Genomic DNA, 15,370 nt, shown 5'->3' with positions numbered 1-15,370 from the left:
CAGGAAAGGGAGAGGCGCGACAGTCCGCCGCACCGCGTGGATCGTCAAGCGGTCCGGCCGATCGGACTCCGAAAATCTCGTTCGCCCGGACCCCGGCGTCAGGCGCCGGGGGCGACGTCCAGCAGCTCCACCGAAAAGCGCAGGGTGGAGTTGGGCGGAAGCTGGTCGCCGCCGACCCAGCGCGAGCCATAGGCCAGGGCCGGCGGAATGACGAACTCATAGGTCTCGCCGACCCGCATCAGGGCCACCCCTTCGGTCCAGCCCTTGATGACCCGGTTCAGCGGAAACTCGGCCGGTTCGTTGCGGGCGTAGGAGCTGTCGAACTCGCGTCCGTCGATGAAGGTCCCGCGATAATGGACCTTGACCGTATCGGTCGCCGAAGGCTGGGCGCCCTCGGGATGGGCCTTGCCCACGCGGCGGTATTGCAGGCCGCTGGCGGTGGTGGTCCAGCCGCGCCGGGCGCCGTTCCACGCCAGATAGGCCTGGTTTCCGGCGTCCCAGGCCTGCTGCGGCGTCTGGCCGGCCTGGCCCTCGACCTGGGCTGCGGCGCGGGCGGCCGCCGAAGCCGTTTCGGCGTAGGAGACCGGCGTCCCGCGCGTCGCACAGGCGGAGACGGCGAGGGCGGCGAGGAGGATCGGGAGGGTGCGAGTCATAAGGCGACGCTATCAGGCCGAACGGGCCGCCGCCAACCGTCTTTGCGCGAAGGCGACATGCGCGGAAGGAGCGGGAAATTGAGCCGGCGGGGTTCCAATCGGGACTTAAGGCGTTAGACCCGCGACCATGTCCATAGACAACTCTCTCGCCGAAGCAGTGGCGGCCGGTCGCCAGGCCGTGGCCGTCGACGCCGTCATGATCGCCAAGCTGACCGACATGGCCGGCGACTTCGCCATCAATCTGATCATCGCGGCCCTGATCTTCGCCGCGACCCTGTTCGCGGCCAAATGGGCGGCGGGGCTGGCGCGAAGGGCGCTGTCGCGGATCGGCGCCTTCCGCCACGACCAGACGGTCCTCAGCTTCGCCGTTCAGGTGGTCCGGGTGGTGGTGATCATCATCGGCATGATCGCCGTGCTGCAAAGGCTGGGGGTGCAGACCACCTCCATCATCGCGGTCCTGGGGGCGGCGTCCCTGGCCGTGGGCCTGGCGCTTCAGGGGACGCTGTCCAATGTGGCCTCGGGCATCATGCTTCTGATCCTGCGGCCCTACCGCGTCGGGGACGTGGTGGACGTCGGCGGCATGGCCGGGACGGTGCAGCGGCTGGACCTGTTCACGACCCAGCTGTCGAACGCCAACAACCACAAGATCGTCATTCCGAACTCCAAGGTCCTGAGCGACCCCCTGACCAATCTGACCGGTCAGCAGACCCGGCGGATCGAGATCAATTTCACCGTCGGCTACGGCGAGGATCTGAACAAGGCGCGCCGCGTCCTGGCCGACATGGCCGCGGCCCATGAGAAGGTTCTGCACGACCCCCATCCCTGGACCGGGGTGACCGGCCTGCTGGACAGCGCGGTCCAGATCACCCTGCACGCCTGGGTCAAGGTCGAGGACTGGTGGCAGACCCAGGCCGATCTGATGCAGGGCGGCAAGGAGGCGCTGGACGCCGCCGAGATCGAGATTCCCTTCCCGCACCAGGTCGCCGTGCCCTATGGCGACGAGGACGTCATGCCGGTGGTCCGTGTGCGGACGGTCGACCCGAGCCAGGCCGAAGAGACGAGTACAAAGACCCGCTGATGCGTTACGATTTCGGATCCGACAACACCGCCGGAATGGCGCCCAGCGCCCTGGAGGGCCTGATCCAGGCCAACGCGGGCTTTGTTCCCTCCTACGGCGCCGATGCGATCACGGCGCGGGCCGCCGACCAGATTCGCCAGAGGCTGGACGCCGACGCTGACGTCCGTTTCGTCTTCAGCGGCACGGCGGCCAACGCCATCGCCCTGTCGATGCTGACCTATCCGTTCGAGGCGGTGCTTGCGCACAACGCCGCCCATGTCTGCACCGATGAGACGGGGGCGCCGGGCTTCTTCGGCCAGGGGGTGGGGCTGATCGGCCTGCCGGGCTTCTCCGGGCGGATCGATCCCCTGGCGCTGAAGGCGCAGCTGACCGAGCCCGAGGTCGGCCATCGCCAGCCGCCGGCCGCCCTGTCCCTGACCCAGGCCACGGAATACGGCGCCGTCTATACGGAAGAAGAGCTGCGCCATCTGATCGAGCCGGTGAAGGCGCGCGGCTATGGGGTGCATATAGACGGGGCGCGGCTGGCCAATGCGGCTGCGGCCGGGTTCGACCTGAAGGACATTGCGCGCCTGGGCGTGGACATATTGGTGTTCGGCGGCGCCAAGGCGGGCGCGTCTTGCGTCGAGGCCCTGGTCCTGTTCGACAAGAGCCTGGCGCGGCGGCTGGACAATCGGCTGAAACAGGCCGGACAGACGGCGTCCAAGGCCCGGACGCTGGCCGGACCCATGCTGGGGCTGTTGGAAAGCGGCGACTGGGAGGCGGGCGGCGCCCACGCCAATCTGATGGCCCAGCGTCTGGCGGCGGGGATCGCGACGCGCTCGCCCTTCGTCCTGGCTCATCCGGTCGAATCCAATACGGTCTTCGTCCGTATGCCGGCCGAGGCGCACCAGAGGCTGAAGGCCCTGGGCTGGGCCTGCTATCAGTTCGACGACGGCTCGGTGCGGTTCGTCTGTTCCTGGGCGACCCAGGAAGAGGCGGTGGACGAGCTGATCGCCGCCATCGCCGGCCTGAACTGAGCCGTCCGGCGCCGGGCGGCCTTTTCCCGGCCGTCTTGACTGTCCATATGCGAACCATGGCGATGCGCGGAGAGCGCTCCGGCGGCCGGCGCGACCCGATGGTCAAGGCGCAGCAGGCGGGGAGCATGCAGGACAGGACGGAAGGCCCACCGACGCTGAAGGCGCTGGCGGATCTGGTGCGGCTGGTCGGGCGATCGGGCGCGCCGCAGCTGCGCGTGCGGCTGGGGGCGGCGATCGCCCTGACCCTGGCGGGCAAGGGTTTGGGCGTGCTGGCGCCCCTGGTCCTGGGCGCGGCGGTCAATCGGCTGGCGGCCGGACAGGGAACGGCCGTCGCCATGGGCTGGGGCTTCGCCGCCTTTGCGGTCGGCTGGGCCCTGGTGCGGTTTCTGTCAGCGGCGGCGCCCCAGGCCTCAGACGTCGTCTTCGCCCCGGTCCGGGCGGCGGCCCAGAGGCGGACAGCCGCCGAAGGCTTCGCCCACGCCCTGAGCCTGTCGCTGGATTTCCACCAGACCAAACGCTCCGGCGCCCTGTCGCGGACCCTGGATCGCGGCTCGCGGGCCGTGGACTTCCTGCTGCGCATCCTGGCCTTCAACCTGGTCCCGACGGGGGTGGAGCTGGTGCTGGCGGCGGCGGTGCTGGGCGGCAAGTACGACTGGCGGTTCGCCGCTGTGGCGATCGCGGTGGTGGTCGTCTACGCTTCGGCCACCTTCGCCCTGTCGAACTGGCGGCTGGAGCATCGGCGGGTGATGAACGCCGCCGACTCGGAGGCCGCCGGGGTCTCGGTCGACGCCCTTCTGAACTATGAGACGGTCAAGTCGTTCGGCGCCGAGGCGCGGGCGGCCCTGACCTATGACCGGGCGCTGGGCGACTATGCGGCGGCGGCCTTGAAGGCCAACACCTCCCTGGCCCTGCTGAACGGGATTCAGGCCCTGATCATGAACCTTGGTCTGGGGGTGATGGCGGTGATGGCCGGGTTTGAGGCGGCGGCCGGACGAATGGGGCCGGGCGATGTGACCGCGGCGGTGCTGATCATGGTCTCCCTGTACGCCCCGCTGAACATCCTCGGCTTCGCCTATCGCGAGATCCGCCAATCCTTCATCGACATGGAGGAGATGCTGAAGGTGACGCGCCAGACGCCCCAGGTGGCCGATGCGCTCCACGCCCAGCCTCTGCCGCGCCCGACCGAAGCGCGCGGCGCCGAAGTCGCGTTCCAGCACGTCGGCTTCCGCCACGACGCCCGCGCCAATGGGCTGGAGGACGTCAGCTTCGTGGCGGCGCCCGGAACCACCACCGCCCTGGTCGGGCCCTCGGGGGCGGGCAAGTCGACCATCGTCAAACTGGCCCTGCGCCTGATCGACCCGCAGGAGGGCCGGGTTCTGATCGACGGCCGCGACGTGCGCGACGTGACCCAGGCGTCCTTGCGGGCCGCCGTGGCCCTGGTGCCGCAGGACGTGGCCCTGTTCAACGACACCTTGGCGGCCAATATCGCCTTCGCCCGGCCCGAGGCGGACGAGGCCCAGGTCTGGGCGGCGGCCGAGGCGGCGGAACTGGCCGACTTCATCCGCGGATTACCGGACGGGATGCAGACACGGGTCGGAGAACGGGGGCTGAAACTGTCGGGCGGCGAACGGCAGAGGGTGGGCATCGCACGCGCCCTGCTGGCCGATCCCTGCATCCTGATCCTGGACGAGGCCACCAGCGCCCTGGACAGTCGCACCGAGGCGGCGATCCAGAAGACGCTGCGGCGGGTCAGCGCCGGACGCACCACCCTGGTGGTCGCCCACCGGCTGTCCACCGTGGCCGACGCCGACCAGATCCTGGTGCTGAAGGCGGGGCGGATCGTCGAGCGCGGCGCCCATCACGAACTGGTGGCGCGCCAGGGCGGGGAGTACGCCGCCCTGTGGCGCAAACAGACGCGGGCGGGCAGGACGATTCAGGCCGCCGGCTGAACCGCCTGATGAGCCGTCTGGGACTGGACGGGCAGTTTGCGCTTAAGAACCTCGGCCAGGTTTTCGACGATGGCGGCGCGGGGCGCCGCAGCGTCGGTCGGCAGGCTGAGCAGCAGCTTCATGGCCTGGGCGTGGACGGTGGCGATGCGCCAGTCGAAACCACCCTGGCGCGGGGCGGCGTCCAGAAGGTCGCACAGACCCTTGGCGGCCGTGCACAGATCATCCATCGCAAAGGGGCTGGCCGCGTCGATGATCTGGTTGGACGCTGAATAGGCCAGGTCCAGCCGCAGGGCCTCGATCGTGCCCGGCGCCGGCTCGGCCAGGAGGACGGCGATGTTGTCGGCGATGATGGCGCAGGCCTGGTCCCTCAACCCGCCCAGATTGGCCTGGGCCTGAGCGAGGGCGACGCCGACGCTGACGCCGCCGGGGCGATCCACCATCTCCGCCAGGCGCGAGCGGCGTTGAACGTGGGTGATGACCGTCATGCGAACTCCACCATATTGTTGCGGAGCCTGTCGGCGCGCCGTTCCTCGCCCTCATAGAGTTCGGGGCGGACGAAGCGACGATCCGGGCCCAGATAGTCCCCGACCTCAAGGAAGGGGCGCGTGTCGCGGGCGACCCAAAGGATGCGCTCCAGCAGCATGGCGGCGCTGAAGGGCTTGGTGACGACAAAGTTGGCGCCGCAGTCCCGCGCCTCGGCCACCCGACCGCGTCGGATGTGGCTGGCCGTCATGATGACGGGGGTGAAGGCGTTGGGATTTGGGCCGGACCGGCGCAACCATCGCACCAGTTCGAACCCGTCTATGTCGGGCATGTCGGTGTCGATCAGCAAGAGGTCGATCGGCTTTTCAGCCAGGAGGCTCTGGGCCTGAACCCCGCTGCTGACCGTATAGGCCGGACGTACCCCGAAACCCGACAGGACGCCTGTGGTCAGGGTCAGGGAGAAGGGCGAATCATCGACCACCATCACGACGGCGCCGCTCAGATTGAAGACGGCGCTTTCTCTGAGCGTATCCGACTGTGTCGGCATGTCCGAACTTTCCAATCCTCAGGTCCTATAGGCTAGAACCTGGAGGTGGACGCGCGGTTAACGGCGTTCGATCAGAGGGCGCCGATGGCGTAGAACCGCTCGGCGCGGCGGGTCTTGATCTGTTTGGGCGACAGACCCTGGAAGGACTGAAGCTCCTCGGCCAGGACGTCGCCGACCCGGGCCAGGGCGCCGTCGCGGTCCGCGTGGGCGCCGCCGGTCGGCTCCTCGATCAGACGATCCACGATCTTCAGCGCCACAAGATCCGGGCCGGTGATCTTCATGGCCATGGCGGCGTCGCGGGCGCGGGCGCCGTCGCGCCACAGGATGCCGGCCGCCCCCTCGGGCGAGATGACCGAATAGATCGAATGCTCCAGCATCAGGACGCGGCTGGCGGCGGCGATGGCGATGGCGCCGCCGGATCCGCCTTCCCCGGTGATGGTGGCGATGGAGGGGACGCCCAGGGTCAGGCACCGTTCGGTCGAGCGGGCGATAGCCTCCGCCTGACCGCGCTCTTCGGCGCCCAGACCCGGATAGGCGCCGGCCGTGTCGATGAAGCTGAGGACCGGCAGGCCGAACTGTTCGGCCATGTCCATCAGGCGCACGGCCTTGCGATAACCCTCGGGCCGGGCCATGCCGAAGTTGTGGGTCAGGCGAGTCTCGGTGTCGTGGCCCTTCTCATGGCCCATGACGACGACCGGACGGCCCCGGAATCGCGCCAGCCCGCCCAGAATGGCCTGATCGTCGCCGAACTGGCGATCGCCGTGCAGTTCGGTCCAGTCGGTGAACAGGCCCTGGACATAGTCGATGAAGTGGGGGCGTTGCGGATGCCGCGCCACCTGGGTCTTCATCCAGGGGTCAAGGCCGGCGTAGGTCTTCTTGCGCAGCTGTTCAGCCTTCCTGCGCAGGCCGGCGATCTCGTTGTCGAAGCCCCCGGAGGTCTCGGACAGGGCCGACAGCTCTTCGATCTTGGCTTCCAGATCGGCGATCGGCTTTTCGAAATCGAGATAGTGCGTGGCCATAAAGGCGTCCGAAAACGGCGGGCGAGGCGCCCCAGGGGAAGGCGGGGGAAACTAGAGAGGTCGGGGCCGTGGGGCAAGCGGGGTGACAATGTCGCTTTCACAGCCGTGAGTCGGAGTTATTCGTCCCGCGCCAAGGGGTGGTTCTGCTGGACGACCTGGGCCAGGCGGTCGGTGGCGACGTGGGTGTAGATCTGGGTGGTGGCGATGTCGGCGTGGCCGAGCAGGGTCTGGACCACGCGCAGGTCGGCGCCGCCCTCCAGAAGATGGGTGGCGAAGGCGTGACGCAGGACGTGGGGGCTGACCCGCGCCGGGTCGAGGCCCGCCGCGACCGCGGCCTCGTCCAGCAGCTGGGCGAACCGGCGCGGGGTCAGATGGCCGGAACGGCCGGAGGATGGAAACAGCCAGGGGCTGTCGGGCGCCTCGGGCTTGCGCCGGGCGTCGCGCGCCGTCAGCCATGCCTTCAGCGCCGCGCGGGCGGCGGGGTTCAGCGGGGCCAACCGCTCCTTGCCGCCCTTGCCGCGCACGATCAGATAGGCGGGATCGCGGCGCACGGCCTCGACCTTCAGGCCCAGCAGTTCCGACACCCGCAGGCCCGAGGCATAGGCCAGTTCGACCAGGGCGACCAGCCGCAGGCCGGCGGCCGCGTCTCGGGCTGCGGCGGCGGCCAGCAGCCGGTCGATCTCGTCCCGGCTGAGGGACTTGGGCAGGGGGCGGCCCTGTCTGGGGGCGTCCAGGCGACGCGACGGATCGTCGGCCCGCCAGCCCTCGGCCAGGGCGAAGCGGTAGAACTGCCGCACCGACGATCGGCGTCGGGCGGCGGTGGCCGCCGACAGGCCCCGGCGCGACAGGTCGGCGAACCAGGCCTCGACCGCCTCGGCCGGGGCCTGCATCAGGCCGCCGTCCGAGGTCAGGGCGGATTCGGCGTCGGCCAGATCCCGCCCATAGGCCGCCAGGGTGTGGGGCGAGGCGTCGCGCTCCACCGCCATCATCTCCAGAAAAGCTTCGATTTGGGGCGTCATGCGGCGATCGTTCCTGCGAACGGATGGCGCGAGGCCGGGCTTGGTGTAGAGGTTCCAACGATCATGTCCGCCTGCGCCGTCGCCTTCGCCGTTTCCTTCGCCGTCCGTTCCGCCGGAGCCGCCGGATGAGGCGGCGCGCGAATCCGGGCCCGACCCGCACCATAGCCCTGGTCGGCCTGATGGGGGTGGGCAAATCGTCGGTGGGGCGGCGGCTGGCCAATCGGTTGAAACTGCCCTTCGCCGACGGAGACGTGGAGATCGAGGAGGCGGCGGGAATGACCGTGTCCGAAATCTTCGCCGCCTTGGGCGAGGCCGAGTTCAGGGCCGGCGAGGCGCGGGTGATTCGCCGCCTGCTGGAGGGGCCGCCCCTGGTCCTGGCCACCGGCGGCGGGGCGATGATGAACCCGGAGACCCGCGCCCTGCTGAAGGAAAGAGCCGACACGGTCTGGCTGAGGGCCGATCTGGCGGTCATCGCCGAACGGGTGGCGCGGCGCGACACCCGCCCCCTGTTGCGCGGCAAGGACCCGCTGGAGGTGCTGACGGCCTTGGCCGAGGTCCGTTATCCGATCTATGGCGAGGCCGACGTCACCGTGGACGTGGGGCAGGGGTCTCATGGCCAGGCGGTGGACGCCATCCACAAGACCCTGCGCCGACACTGGCGCACACGCCGCCGTGCGGAGACGAAAGCATGACGACCATTTCCGTCAGCGGCGGCGCCTTCGCCGCCTATCAGGTGATCGTGGGGCGCGGGCTGCTGCAGCAGGCGGGCGCCCGGATCGCGCCCCTGGCCCGGGGCCGGACGGTGATCATCACCGATGAGACGGTCGAGGCCGTTCACGGCGCCGCCCTGACCGCATCCCTGGCGGCGGCGGGGGTCCAGAGCCGGATCGTCGCCGTGCCGCCGGGCGAGGGGTCGAAATCCTTCGCCCAGCTGGAGCGGGTGCTGGACCGGCTGCTGGAGATCGGGCTGGACCGCAAGGACGTGGTGATCGCCCTGGGCGGCGGGGTGGTCGGCGACCTGGCCGGGCTGGCGGCGGCGCTCTACATGCGCGGCATCGACTTCGTGCAGATCCCGACGACCCTGCTGGCCCAGGTCGACTCGTCCGTCGGCGGCAAGACGGCCATCGACACGCCGCGGGGCAAGAACCTGGTCGGCGCCTTCCATCAGCCGCGCCTGGTCCTGGCCGACATCGACGTTCTGGCGACCCTGCCGGCGCGGCAGGTGAAGTCCGGCTGGGCCGAGGTGCTGAAGCACGGGCTGATCTGCGACGCCGCCTTCTTCGACTGGCTGGCGGGCGAGGGGGCGGCGGGCGCGAAGGGCGATCCGGCGGCCCTGGAACGGGCGGTGATCCGCTCGGTCGAGATCAAGAGCGCCGTGGTCGGGGAGGACGAGAAGGAGGCGGGACGCCGCGCCCTGCTGAACCTGGGACACACCTTCGGCCACGCCATAGAGACCGAGGTCGGGTTCGACGAGGACGCCCTGGCCCACGGTGAGGCGGTGGCCCTGGGCTGCTGCATGGCCTTGCGCTATTCGGCGCGCGAGGGGCTGTGTTCGTCCCAGGACGCCGCGCGGGTCGAGGCGGTGATCGCGGCGGCGGGCCTGCCCACGCGGCTGGATCAGGCGGGCGCCTTCGAAGCCGACGGGCTGCTGGCCCTGATGGCCGGGGACAAGAAGGCCGAGGGCGGCGCCCTGACCCTGATCCTGGCGCGCGGGATCGGCCGGGCCTTTGTCGCCAAGGGCGTGGATGCGGACAAGGTGCGCGCCTTCCTGATCGCCGAAGGGGCGACGGGCTGATGCAGATCGCCACGGTCCCGCTGGAGGATCGGTTCGTGCGGCTGGAGCCGTTCACCGAGGATTTGCGGGAGACGATGAAGGCGGCGCTGGATTGCGATCCGGCCGCCTGGGAGATCATGGTCGCGTCCGCCTATGGCGCGCATTTCGAGGGCTGGTGGGGCGCCGCCCTCAAGGCCATGGGGGCCGGAACGCGCATCGCCTACGCCGTGCGGCGGCTGTCGGACGGGGCGGTGGTCGGGACGACCAGCCTTTACGAGATCCACCCGGCCTATCGACGCTGTGAGATCGGATCGACCTTCTATCGGCCCGAGGCGCGGGGCGGGCCGGTCAATCCGGCCTGCAAGCGGCTGTTGCTGGGCCACGCCTTCGACGCCGGCGCGGTGCGGGTCGAGATCATCACCGACGCGGTCAATGCCCAGAGCCAGGCGGCGATCCGCAAACTGGGCGCCAAGGCCGAGGGCGTTCTGAGAAAGCACAAGACCACCTGGACCGGCCGGGCGCGGGATACGGCCATGTTCGCCGTGATCGACGACGACTGGCCCGAGGTGCGGGACGGGCTGGATCGAAGGCTGGCGGCGTTCGGCTAGAGCCTGATCCGTTGAGGAGGAACCGCTACGCGGTTCCGCTGAAACGGTGAATCAGGCTCCAGATTAAAGCGAGAGCATGATTCACGCTTCTGTCGGAACCGCGAAGCGGTTCCGTCCGAAACGATCATGCTCTAGGCGACCATCTCCGCCGCCAGTGCCGCAATCAGGTCGGCGGCGGGAAGGCTGCGGGCCAGGGGCGCGCCCTGGCCGGCCCATTGGGCGCCGAAGCCGTATTCGCCGGCGGCCTTGGCGGCGGCGTTCAGGGCCTTTCCGGCGTCATAGGCGACGGGATAGTCAGGGACGGCGGCCGTCGTCTGCGCCCCTAGTTCGGTGAAACGATTGCGCAGGCAGCGGGCGGGTCGGCCCGATACGGCGCAGGTCATGACGGTATGGCGCGCCGCGTCGCTGAACAGGGCCGCGCGATAGGCGGCGTCGGCGGCGCTTTCGTCGCAGGCGATGAAGGCGGTGCCCAACTGGGCCGCGACGGCGCCCAGGTTCAGGGCGGCGTGAACGCCCCGGCCGTCCATGATCCCGCCGGCGGCGACGACCGGCAGGCCGGAACGGAGGACCAGCAGCCGGGTCAGGGCGGCCATGCCCAACCGGTCGTCGTCGGCGTCGGGATCGAACATCCCGCGATGGCCGCCGGCCTCCCATCCTTGCGCCACCACGGCGTCGACGCCCGCCGCCTTGCAAGCCAGGGCTTCATCGAGATTGGTCGCCGTGGCCAAGAGCAGGCAGCCGGCCTGTTTCAGCGCCCGGATACGCTCTCCATCCGGCAGGCCGAAGTGGAAGCTGACCACGGCGGGGGCGTCGGCGACCAAGCGGGCCAGCATGGCGTCGTCGTCGGCGAAGCTGCGGTAGGGGGCGTTCAGCAGGGCGGGGGGCGCGGCGCCGAAGGCGGCGAACGACGGCGTCAGGGCCTGAAGCCAGGCGGCCTCTGCACCTTCGTCGCGGCGGGGCGCGGCGTGGACGAACAGATTGACGTTGAAGGGGCGGTCGGTCAGGGCGCGGGTCTCGGCGATCATCCGGCCGGCCCCCGCCGCGTCGGTCGCGCCGACGGCGATGGAGCCCAGCGCCCCGGCCTTTGAAACGGCCGCAGCCATGGCCGGGGTCGAGACGCCCGCCATGGGCGCCTGGACGATCGGCGCGGTCAGGCCAAGCTGTTCGATCAGGGACATGGACCGCAGCTAGGGAGCCGGGTCGGCTTCGGCAATGGGGTCAGTCGACGGCCCGGCATTCGGTCGGCTGTCGGCCTTCGACGGACCAGGTGGCCAGCACCCCCTTGCCGCGCAGTTCGACGTTGGAGGCGCGGTACCAGATGCCGTCGGCGGCGCGTTCCTGATAAAGATCCACCGCCTCGCCCGAGGAGTTGCGGACCGTGGCCATCTCGCGCGGATTGTCGAAGTCGACCGACAGCCGCTCGCCGTTGTCGCACAGATACACCGTATGGACGACCCGGTTCAGGACGCGGTCCTGGACCTCGGCGCCGGTGCGTTTGCGGGCGGTCTGGGCCTCGATGGCGCGTTCCTTGACCTCGTCGCCGGTGGTGGGAGCCTTGTCGGGGTCAGGGCCGCAGGCCGTCAGAAGGAGGACGGCGGCGAGGCCGCCGAGAGCGAAGGACGGCCGCAGAACCGGCTTGGACAAGGCGATACTCCTCACAACAGCGCCGCTTGGGGCGGCGGTCTAACGTCCGCCGCCTGCGGCCGTTCCTCTCCGTTGACGGAAGAAGGACTTGAGCAGGCTGGACGCCTCCTCGGCCAACAGACCCCACTCCGTCGCCGGACGCCAGTGGCAAGTGGGTTGCTCGAACAGACGGGGGCCGTGGAGCACGGCGCCGCCCTTGGGATCATCGGCCGCCCAGACCACGCGGCCGATGCGGGCGTGGCTGATGGCGCCGGCGCACATGGCGCAGGGCTCAAGCGTCACATAGAGGGTCAGGCCGGTGAGGCGGTAGTTCTGCAGCGCCGTCGCCGCGCGTCGCATGGCCACGATCTCGGCATGGGCCGTAGGGTCGTGCGCGCAGATCGGGCCGTTGGCGCCGGTGGAAATCACCGCGTTTGAGGCGGGATCGACAAGAATTGCGCCCACAGGCACCTCTCCTGCGTCCGCCGCCGCTTGCGCTTGGTCCAGCGCCATGCGCATGAACCGCTCATCATGGTCCGCCATACGAACGACAACGACAAGAAGCCCCGCGCCCGTCAAGACGGACGGTCGCCTGGGCCCTTCAAATCCTCCGGTCCCCGCAAGAGCGGCGACGGGAAGACCCCCTTCGGCGACAAGCCGCGCAAGGCCTTTGCGGGCAAGCCGGGCGACGACCGCCCCCGCGCGGGCGCCAAACCGGCCAAGGCCGAGGCCGCCCCGGTCCGCAGCGAGCGAATCGCCAAGGCGATGGCGCGGGCGGGCATCGCCTCGCGCCGCGAGGTCGAGCGGCTGATCGGCCTGGGCAAGGTGGCGGTCAACGGCCGCATCCTGGACACGCCCGCCACCCTGGTGACCCGCGACGACGTGATCACCGTGGACGGCAAGCCGATCGGCGGGGCCCAGGCGACGCGCGTCTGGCGCTATCACAAGCCGGCCGGCCTCTTGACCAGCCACAAGGATCCGGCGGGCAGGCCCACGGTGTTCGACGCCCTGCCGGCCGGTCTGCCGCGCGTGATCTCGGTCGGGCGGCTGGACCTCGCCACCGAAGGCCTGCTGCTGCTGACCAACGACGGGGAGCTGAGCCGGGCGCTGGAACTGCCCTCGACCGCCCTGGTGCGCCAGTACCGGGCGCGGGCGCGCGGCAAGATCACCCAGGAACAGCTCGACAGGCTGAAGGACGGCGTCGTCGTGGACGGCGTCTCCTATGGGCCCATCGAGGCCACCCTGGACAAGGCCAAGGAGTCCAAGTCCGAGGACGGCAAGGCGCCGGCCAATCTGTGGATCTCGGTCTCCATCACCGAGGGCAAGAACCGCGAGGTCAGGAAGGTGCTGGAATCGGTCGGCCTGACGGTCAACCGGCTGATTCGTCTCGCCTACGGCCCCTTCCGGCTGGACGTCCTGCCGGTCGGGGCGGTGGAGGAGGTGGGGCCGCGCGTGATCCGCGAGCTGCTGGCTGACCATATCCGTCCCGAGAACCTGCCGACCGGCAATACGGTCGAGACCCCGGCGCCCATCCCCGGCCGTCGGATCGCCACGCCCATCGTCAAGGGCAAGTCGGGCTCGGCCCTGTCGGACCCGTCGAGGAAGCCCAGCCGGGTCCGCGCCGCCGAAACGGCCCAGGCGGATGCGATCGAACGCCGCGAGCGGGCGCCCAAGAAGGCGGGCTGGGCCAAGGCCAAGCCCAGGTTCGAACACTCAAAGAGCTTCAAGCCCCGCGAACGCACCGCGCCTGAGGGCGAGCGTCCCGCCCGCGCCGACGGCGATCGGCCCAAGCGGGTGTTCAAACCCCGCGACGACCAGTTCATCGACGACCGCAGGAAGCCCGCAGGCCGCAGCGAGGGGGCTCGCAGCGGCGGGCCTCGCGGCGGCGGCAAGCCGGCGGGACCGTCGGGGACCAGCGGGCGCAAGCCCGGCGGGCAGCCCGGCAAGCCCCGCACGCCGCGCGGCTGATCCATGCGGATCGTCGCCGGAAGCCTAAAGGGCCGGGCCATCGTCGCGCCGGAGGGGCAGGGCACGCGCCCGACCTCGGACCGGGCGCGCCAGGCCCTGTTCAACGTGCTGGAGCACGCCGCCTGGAGCGAGAGCCTGAACGGCCTGCGGGTCATCGACCTGTACGCCGGATCGGGCGCCCTGGGCTTTGAGGCGATCAGCCGGGGGGCGGGCTTCTGCCTGTTCGTCGAGACCGACGACGGGGCCAGGGGCGCGATTCGCGAGAACGCCGACGCCTACGGGCTGATGGGCCGCACCCGGGTGCATCGACGCAGCGCGACCGACCTGGGCGTCCGTCCCGGATCGGACGGCGAAGCCTTCGACCTGGCCTTCCTGGACCCGCCCTACGGCAAGGGTCTGGGCGAGCAGACCCTTGTGCGGCTGCTGGAGGGGAACTGGCTGAAGCCCGGCGCCCTGGTGGTGTTCGAACGCGGCTCGGACGAGCCGGACATCGACACCCCCGGCTATGACCGGCTGGACGCGCGGGACTACGGGGCGGCGCGGGTGCTGTTCCTGAAGGTCGCCCCCGCCGCCTGACGGGGCGAAAGTGCACTCCGAATTCTTTTAGTGCACTTTCGTGCAGATTTTTGCGAGGGAGTCGCAGGACGGTCAGTCCTCGGGCGGCGGTCCCAGCAGGGCCTCGTCCTCCTCGTCGATCTCGCGCCGCATCCCTTCGAGCGAGGCGGCCACCTCTTCGTGGCTCATGCCCCTGAAGAAGTCGGCGTCGAAGGCGCGGGCCTCGCGGGTCAGGTCGTCGGCCAGGGCGCGCCAGCGCCGGGCGTCCGACGCGCGCCCGCCCTCCACCGCCTCGATGAACCGCAGGCGGGCGGTGCGCGCCAGCTCGTCCAGGTCGATGTCCTCATACAGGGACAGGTCGATCTCGCCGGGCGGCGGCTCGACCTGATCGCTGCGCCGCCAGCCGTATTTGCGGGCGCGGCGGCGAAAGGCCGACAGACCCAGGTCATGACGCCGGCACACGGCCTCGGCGGTGAGACCCGACAGATAGTCGGCGCGGGCCTGGGCCCAGATGCGGGATTCACGGATGCGATAGGGCTGGGTCATGGCCGTATCCGTAAAACGACGGTACGTCAGAGTCGGACGTGGAGCGAGCCCCCCTCCGTCGGCTTTCGCCGACACCTCCCCCAAGGGGGAGGAATGCGACCGTGATGACCGAAATCCTCCCCCTCTGGGGGAGGTGTCGGCGCAGCCGACGGAGGGGGTCAGGCTAGGCTTTGAGCCGCAGCCCGATCTCCTCCAGCACCCCAGCCAGGTCCGTCAGCACATCGCGCGCCGGTATACGCAGCACGGCGACGCCCCTCCGGTTCAGCCAGTCGGTTCGGCGAGCATCATGCCTGGCCTGATCGGGCGTGTCATGGCTGGAGCCGTCGATCTCGACCGCCAGCCGGGCCGCGTCGCAGTAGAAGTCGAGGATATAGGGGCCGATCGGATGCTGACGCCGGAACCGCGCCCCGCACAGCCCCCGTTTTCGCAGCGCCTGCCACAGCAAGACTTCGGGCAGGGTCAGGTTACGGCGGAGTTCGCGCGCACGAGCCTGGGTTTTGTTTGGCGCATCCATAAGGGGAATGTGCGTAGA

18 protein-coding genes are annotated in these 15,370 nt (G+C 70.2%); 8 read left to right on the top strand and 10 right to left on the bottom strand.

Annotated features, from left to right (window positions below; all coding sequences use genetic code 11):
- Window positions 1-98 precede the first annotated feature (98 nt).
- Entirely contained in the window at window positions 99-653 is a 555-nt protein-coding gene (locus GGQ93_RS05805) for an FKBP-type peptidyl-prolyl cis-trans isomerase (protein WP_183215683.1), read from the bottom strand.
- A gap of 127 nt (window positions 654-780) precedes the next feature.
- Between GGQ93_RS05805 and GGQ93_RS05800 the strand changes: the two genes are divergently transcribed.
- The 3 genes from GGQ93_RS05800 to GGQ93_RS05790 all read left to right on the top strand — a co-directional run bounded on the left by GGQ93_RS05800 (window position 781) and on the right by GGQ93_RS05790 (window position 4,696).
- Window positions 781-1,731, top strand: a complete 951-nt coding sequence (locus tag GGQ93_RS05800; protein ID WP_183215681.1) for a mechanosensitive ion channel family protein — start codon at window positions 781-783, stop codon at window positions 1,729-1,731.
- Window positions 1,731-2,747: a threonine aldolase family protein gene (locus GGQ93_RS05795; protein WP_183215679.1), complete on the top strand. Its 1,017-nt coding sequence runs from the start codon at window positions 1,731-1,733 to the stop codon at window positions 2,745-2,747. The genes GGQ93_RS05800 and GGQ93_RS05795 overlap by 1 nt, the downstream gene beginning before the upstream one ends.
- Before the next feature lie 62 nt (window positions 2,748-2,809).
- Window positions 2,810-4,696, top strand: coding sequence for an ABCB family ABC transporter ATP-binding protein/permease (locus GGQ93_RS05790; protein WP_183216097.1), 1,887 nt, complete (start codon window positions 2,810-2,812; stop codon window positions 4,694-4,696).
- Here GGQ93_RS05790 and GGQ93_RS05785 read toward each other — a convergent pair.
- The 4 genes from GGQ93_RS05785 to GGQ93_RS05770 all read right to left on the bottom strand — a co-directional run bounded on the left by GGQ93_RS05785 (window position 4,681) and on the right by GGQ93_RS05770 (window position 7,764).
- Window positions 4,681-5,181, bottom strand: coding sequence for a chemotaxis protein CheE (locus GGQ93_RS05785; RefSeq protein ID WP_183215677.1), 501 nt, complete (start codon window positions 5,179-5,181; stop codon window positions 4,681-4,683). The two genes, GGQ93_RS05790 and GGQ93_RS05785, sit on opposite strands and share 16 nt — an antisense overlap.
- Complete coding sequence (locus GGQ93_RS05780) at window positions 5,178-5,726, bottom strand: response regulator (protein ID WP_182714831.1); 549 nt, start codon at window positions 5,724-5,726, stop codon at window positions 5,178-5,180. Before GGQ93_RS05780 ends, GGQ93_RS05785 begins: the two co-directional genes overlap by 4 nt.
- A 71-nt stretch (window positions 5,727-5,797) precedes the next feature.
- Window positions 5,798-6,745 carry an acetyl-CoA carboxylase carboxyltransferase subunit alpha gene (locus tag GGQ93_RS05775; RefSeq protein ID WP_183215675.1) on the bottom strand — a complete coding sequence of 316 codons (948 nt, stop codon included), beginning with the start codon at window positions 6,743-6,745 and terminating at the stop codon, window positions 5,798-5,800.
- 116 nt (window positions 6,746-6,861) lie between these two features.
- The gene (locus GGQ93_RS05770; RefSeq protein ID WP_183215673.1) at window positions 6,862-7,764 is read right to left on the bottom strand and encodes a site-specific tyrosine recombinase XerD; all 903 of its coding nucleotides are present in this window, start codon (window positions 7,762-7,764) and stop codon (window positions 6,862-6,864) included.
- A 125-nt stretch (window positions 7,765-7,889) separates the two neighbouring features.
- Between GGQ93_RS05770 and GGQ93_RS05765 the strand changes: the two genes are divergently transcribed.
- The 3 genes from GGQ93_RS05765 to GGQ93_RS05755 are packed head-to-tail and all read left to right on the top strand — an operon-like array spanning window position 7,890 to window position 10,146.
- Entirely contained in the window at window positions 7,890-8,456 is a 567-nt protein-coding gene (locus GGQ93_RS05765; protein ID WP_183215671.1) for a shikimate kinase, read from the top strand.
- Window positions 8,453-9,559, top strand: coding sequence for a 3-dehydroquinate synthase (aroB, locus tag GGQ93_RS05760; protein WP_183215669.1), 1,107 nt, complete (start codon window positions 8,453-8,455; stop codon window positions 9,557-9,559). The genes GGQ93_RS05765 and aroB overlap by 4 nt, the downstream gene beginning before the upstream one ends.
- Entirely contained in the window at window positions 9,559-10,146 is a 588-nt protein-coding gene (locus GGQ93_RS05755; RefSeq protein ID WP_183215667.1) for a GNAT family N-acetyltransferase, read from the top strand. The genes aroB and GGQ93_RS05755 overlap by 1 nt, the downstream gene beginning before the upstream one ends.
- Before the next feature lie 131 nt (window positions 10,147-10,277).
- Here GGQ93_RS05755 and GGQ93_RS05750 read toward each other — a convergent pair whose 3' ends face one another.
- Genes GGQ93_RS05750 through tadA form a run of 3 tightly spaced genes read right to left on the bottom strand, consistent with a single transcriptional unit; the run spans window position 10,278 to window position 12,288 of the window.
- On the bottom strand, window positions 10,278-11,324 hold the full coding sequence (locus GGQ93_RS05750; RefSeq protein ID WP_183215665.1) for an NAD(P)H-dependent flavin oxidoreductase: 1,047 nt from the start codon (window positions 11,322-11,324) through the stop codon (window positions 10,278-10,280).
- Window positions 11,325-11,364: 40 nt separating this feature from the next.
- Entirely contained in the window at window positions 11,365-11,790 is a 426-nt protein-coding gene (locus GGQ93_RS05745; protein WP_224761429.1) for an MliC family protein, read from the bottom strand.
- Window positions 11,791-11,829: 39 nt separating this feature from the next.
- Complete coding sequence (gene tadA, locus GGQ93_RS05740; protein WP_054766924.1) at window positions 11,830-12,288, bottom strand: tRNA adenosine(34) deaminase TadA; 459 nt, start codon at window positions 12,286-12,288, stop codon at window positions 11,830-11,832.
- Window positions 12,289-12,300: 12 nt separating this feature from the next.
- On the opposite strand from tadA, the gene GGQ93_RS05735 reads away from it, so the two are divergent.
- Together GGQ93_RS05735 and rsmD are read left to right on the top strand one after the other, a co-directional pair.
- On the top strand, window positions 12,301-13,737 hold the full coding sequence (locus tag GGQ93_RS05735) for a pseudouridine synthase (protein WP_183215663.1): 1,437 nt from the start codon (window positions 12,301-12,303) through the stop codon (window positions 13,735-13,737).
- A 3-nt stretch (window positions 13,738-13,740) separates the two neighbouring features.
- A complete protein-coding gene (gene rsmD / locus GGQ93_RS05730; RefSeq protein WP_183215661.1) occupies window positions 13,741-14,313 on the top strand; it encodes a 16S rRNA (guanine(966)-N(2))-methyltransferase RsmD in 573 nt (190 codons plus the stop codon).
- Between the two features lie 72 nt (window positions 14,314-14,385).
- Here rsmD and GGQ93_RS05725 read toward each other — a convergent pair whose 3' ends face one another.
- Complete coding sequence (locus tag GGQ93_RS05725; protein WP_183215659.1) at window positions 14,386-14,838, bottom strand: hypothetical protein; 453 nt, start codon at window positions 14,836-14,838, stop codon at window positions 14,386-14,388.
- Window positions 14,839-15,001: 163 nt separating this feature from the next.
- On the bottom strand, window positions 15,002-15,352 hold the full coding sequence (locus GGQ93_RS05720; protein WP_183215657.1) for an endonuclease domain-containing protein: 351 nt from the start codon (window positions 15,350-15,352) through the stop codon (window positions 15,002-15,004).
- Window positions 15,353-15,370 lie beyond the last annotated feature (18 nt).

This window comes from Brevundimonas aurantiaca (genome assembly GCF_014199955.1).
Classification (GTDB): Bacteria; Pseudomonadota; Alphaproteobacteria; order Caulobacterales; family Caulobacteraceae; genus Brevundimonas; species Brevundimonas aurantiaca.
The sequence above is the reverse complement of the archived record's forward strand: the minus strand, read 5'-3'. Positions and strand labels throughout refer to the sequence as shown.

Coding starts and splice junctions, on each gene's coding strand:
- GGQ93_RS05790 (WP_183216097.1), top strand. CDS start 2,810: ATGCGCGGAGAGCGCTCCGGCGGCCGGCGCGACCCGATGGTCAAGGCG.
- tadA (WP_054766924.1), bottom strand. CDS start 12,288: ATGCGCATGGCGCTGGACCAAGCGCAAGCGGCGGCGGACGCAGGAGAG.
- GGQ93_RS05785 (WP_183215677.1), bottom strand. CDS start 5,181: ATGACGGTCATCACCCACGTTCAACGCCGCTCGCGCCTGGCGGAGATG.
- GGQ93_RS05780 (WP_182714831.1), bottom strand. CDS start 5,726: ATGCCGACACAGTCGGATACGCTCAGAGAAAGCGCCGTCTTCAATCTG.
- GGQ93_RS05725 (WP_183215659.1), bottom strand. CDS start 14,838: ATGACCCAGCCCTATCGCATCCGTGAATCCCGCATCTGGGCCCAGGCC.
- GGQ93_RS05720 (WP_183215657.1), bottom strand. CDS start 15,352: ATGGATGCGCCAAACAAAACCCAGGCTCGTGCGCGCGAACTCCGCCGT.
- GGQ93_RS05770 (WP_183215673.1), bottom strand. CDS start 7,764: ATGACGCCCCAAATCGAAGCTTTTCTGGAGATGATGGCGGTGGAGCGC.
- GGQ93_RS05800 (WP_183215681.1), top strand. CDS start 781: ATGTCCATAGACAACTCTCTCGCCGAAGCAGTGGCGGCCGGTCGCCAG.
- GGQ93_RS05755 (WP_183215667.1), top strand. CDS start 9,559: ATGCAGATCGCCACGGTCCCGCTGGAGGATCGGTTCGTGCGGCTGGAG.
- GGQ93_RS05735 (WP_183215663.1), top strand. CDS start 12,301: ATGGTCCGCCATACGAACGACAACGACAAGAAGCCCCGCGCCCGTCAA.
- GGQ93_RS05765 (WP_183215671.1), top strand. CDS start 7,890: ATGAGGCGGCGCGCGAATCCGGGCCCGACCCGCACCATAGCCCTGGTC.
- GGQ93_RS05775 (WP_183215675.1), bottom strand. CDS start 6,745: ATGGCCACGCACTATCTCGATTTCGAAAAGCCGATCGCCGATCTGGAA.
- GGQ93_RS05750 (WP_183215665.1), bottom strand. CDS start 11,324: ATGTCCCTGATCGAACAGCTTGGCCTGACCGCGCCGATCGTCCAGGCG.
- aroB (WP_183215669.1), top strand. CDS start 8,453: ATGACGACCATTTCCGTCAGCGGCGGCGCCTTCGCCGCCTATCAGGTG.
- GGQ93_RS05795 (WP_183215679.1), top strand. CDS start 1,731: ATGCGTTACGATTTCGGATCCGACAACACCGCCGGAATGGCGCCCAGC.
- rsmD (WP_183215661.1), top strand. CDS start 13,741: ATGCGGATCGTCGCCGGAAGCCTAAAGGGCCGGGCCATCGTCGCGCCG.
- GGQ93_RS05805 (WP_183215683.1), bottom strand. CDS start 653: ATGACTCGCACCCTCCCGATCCTCCTCGCCGCCCTCGCCGTCTCCGCC.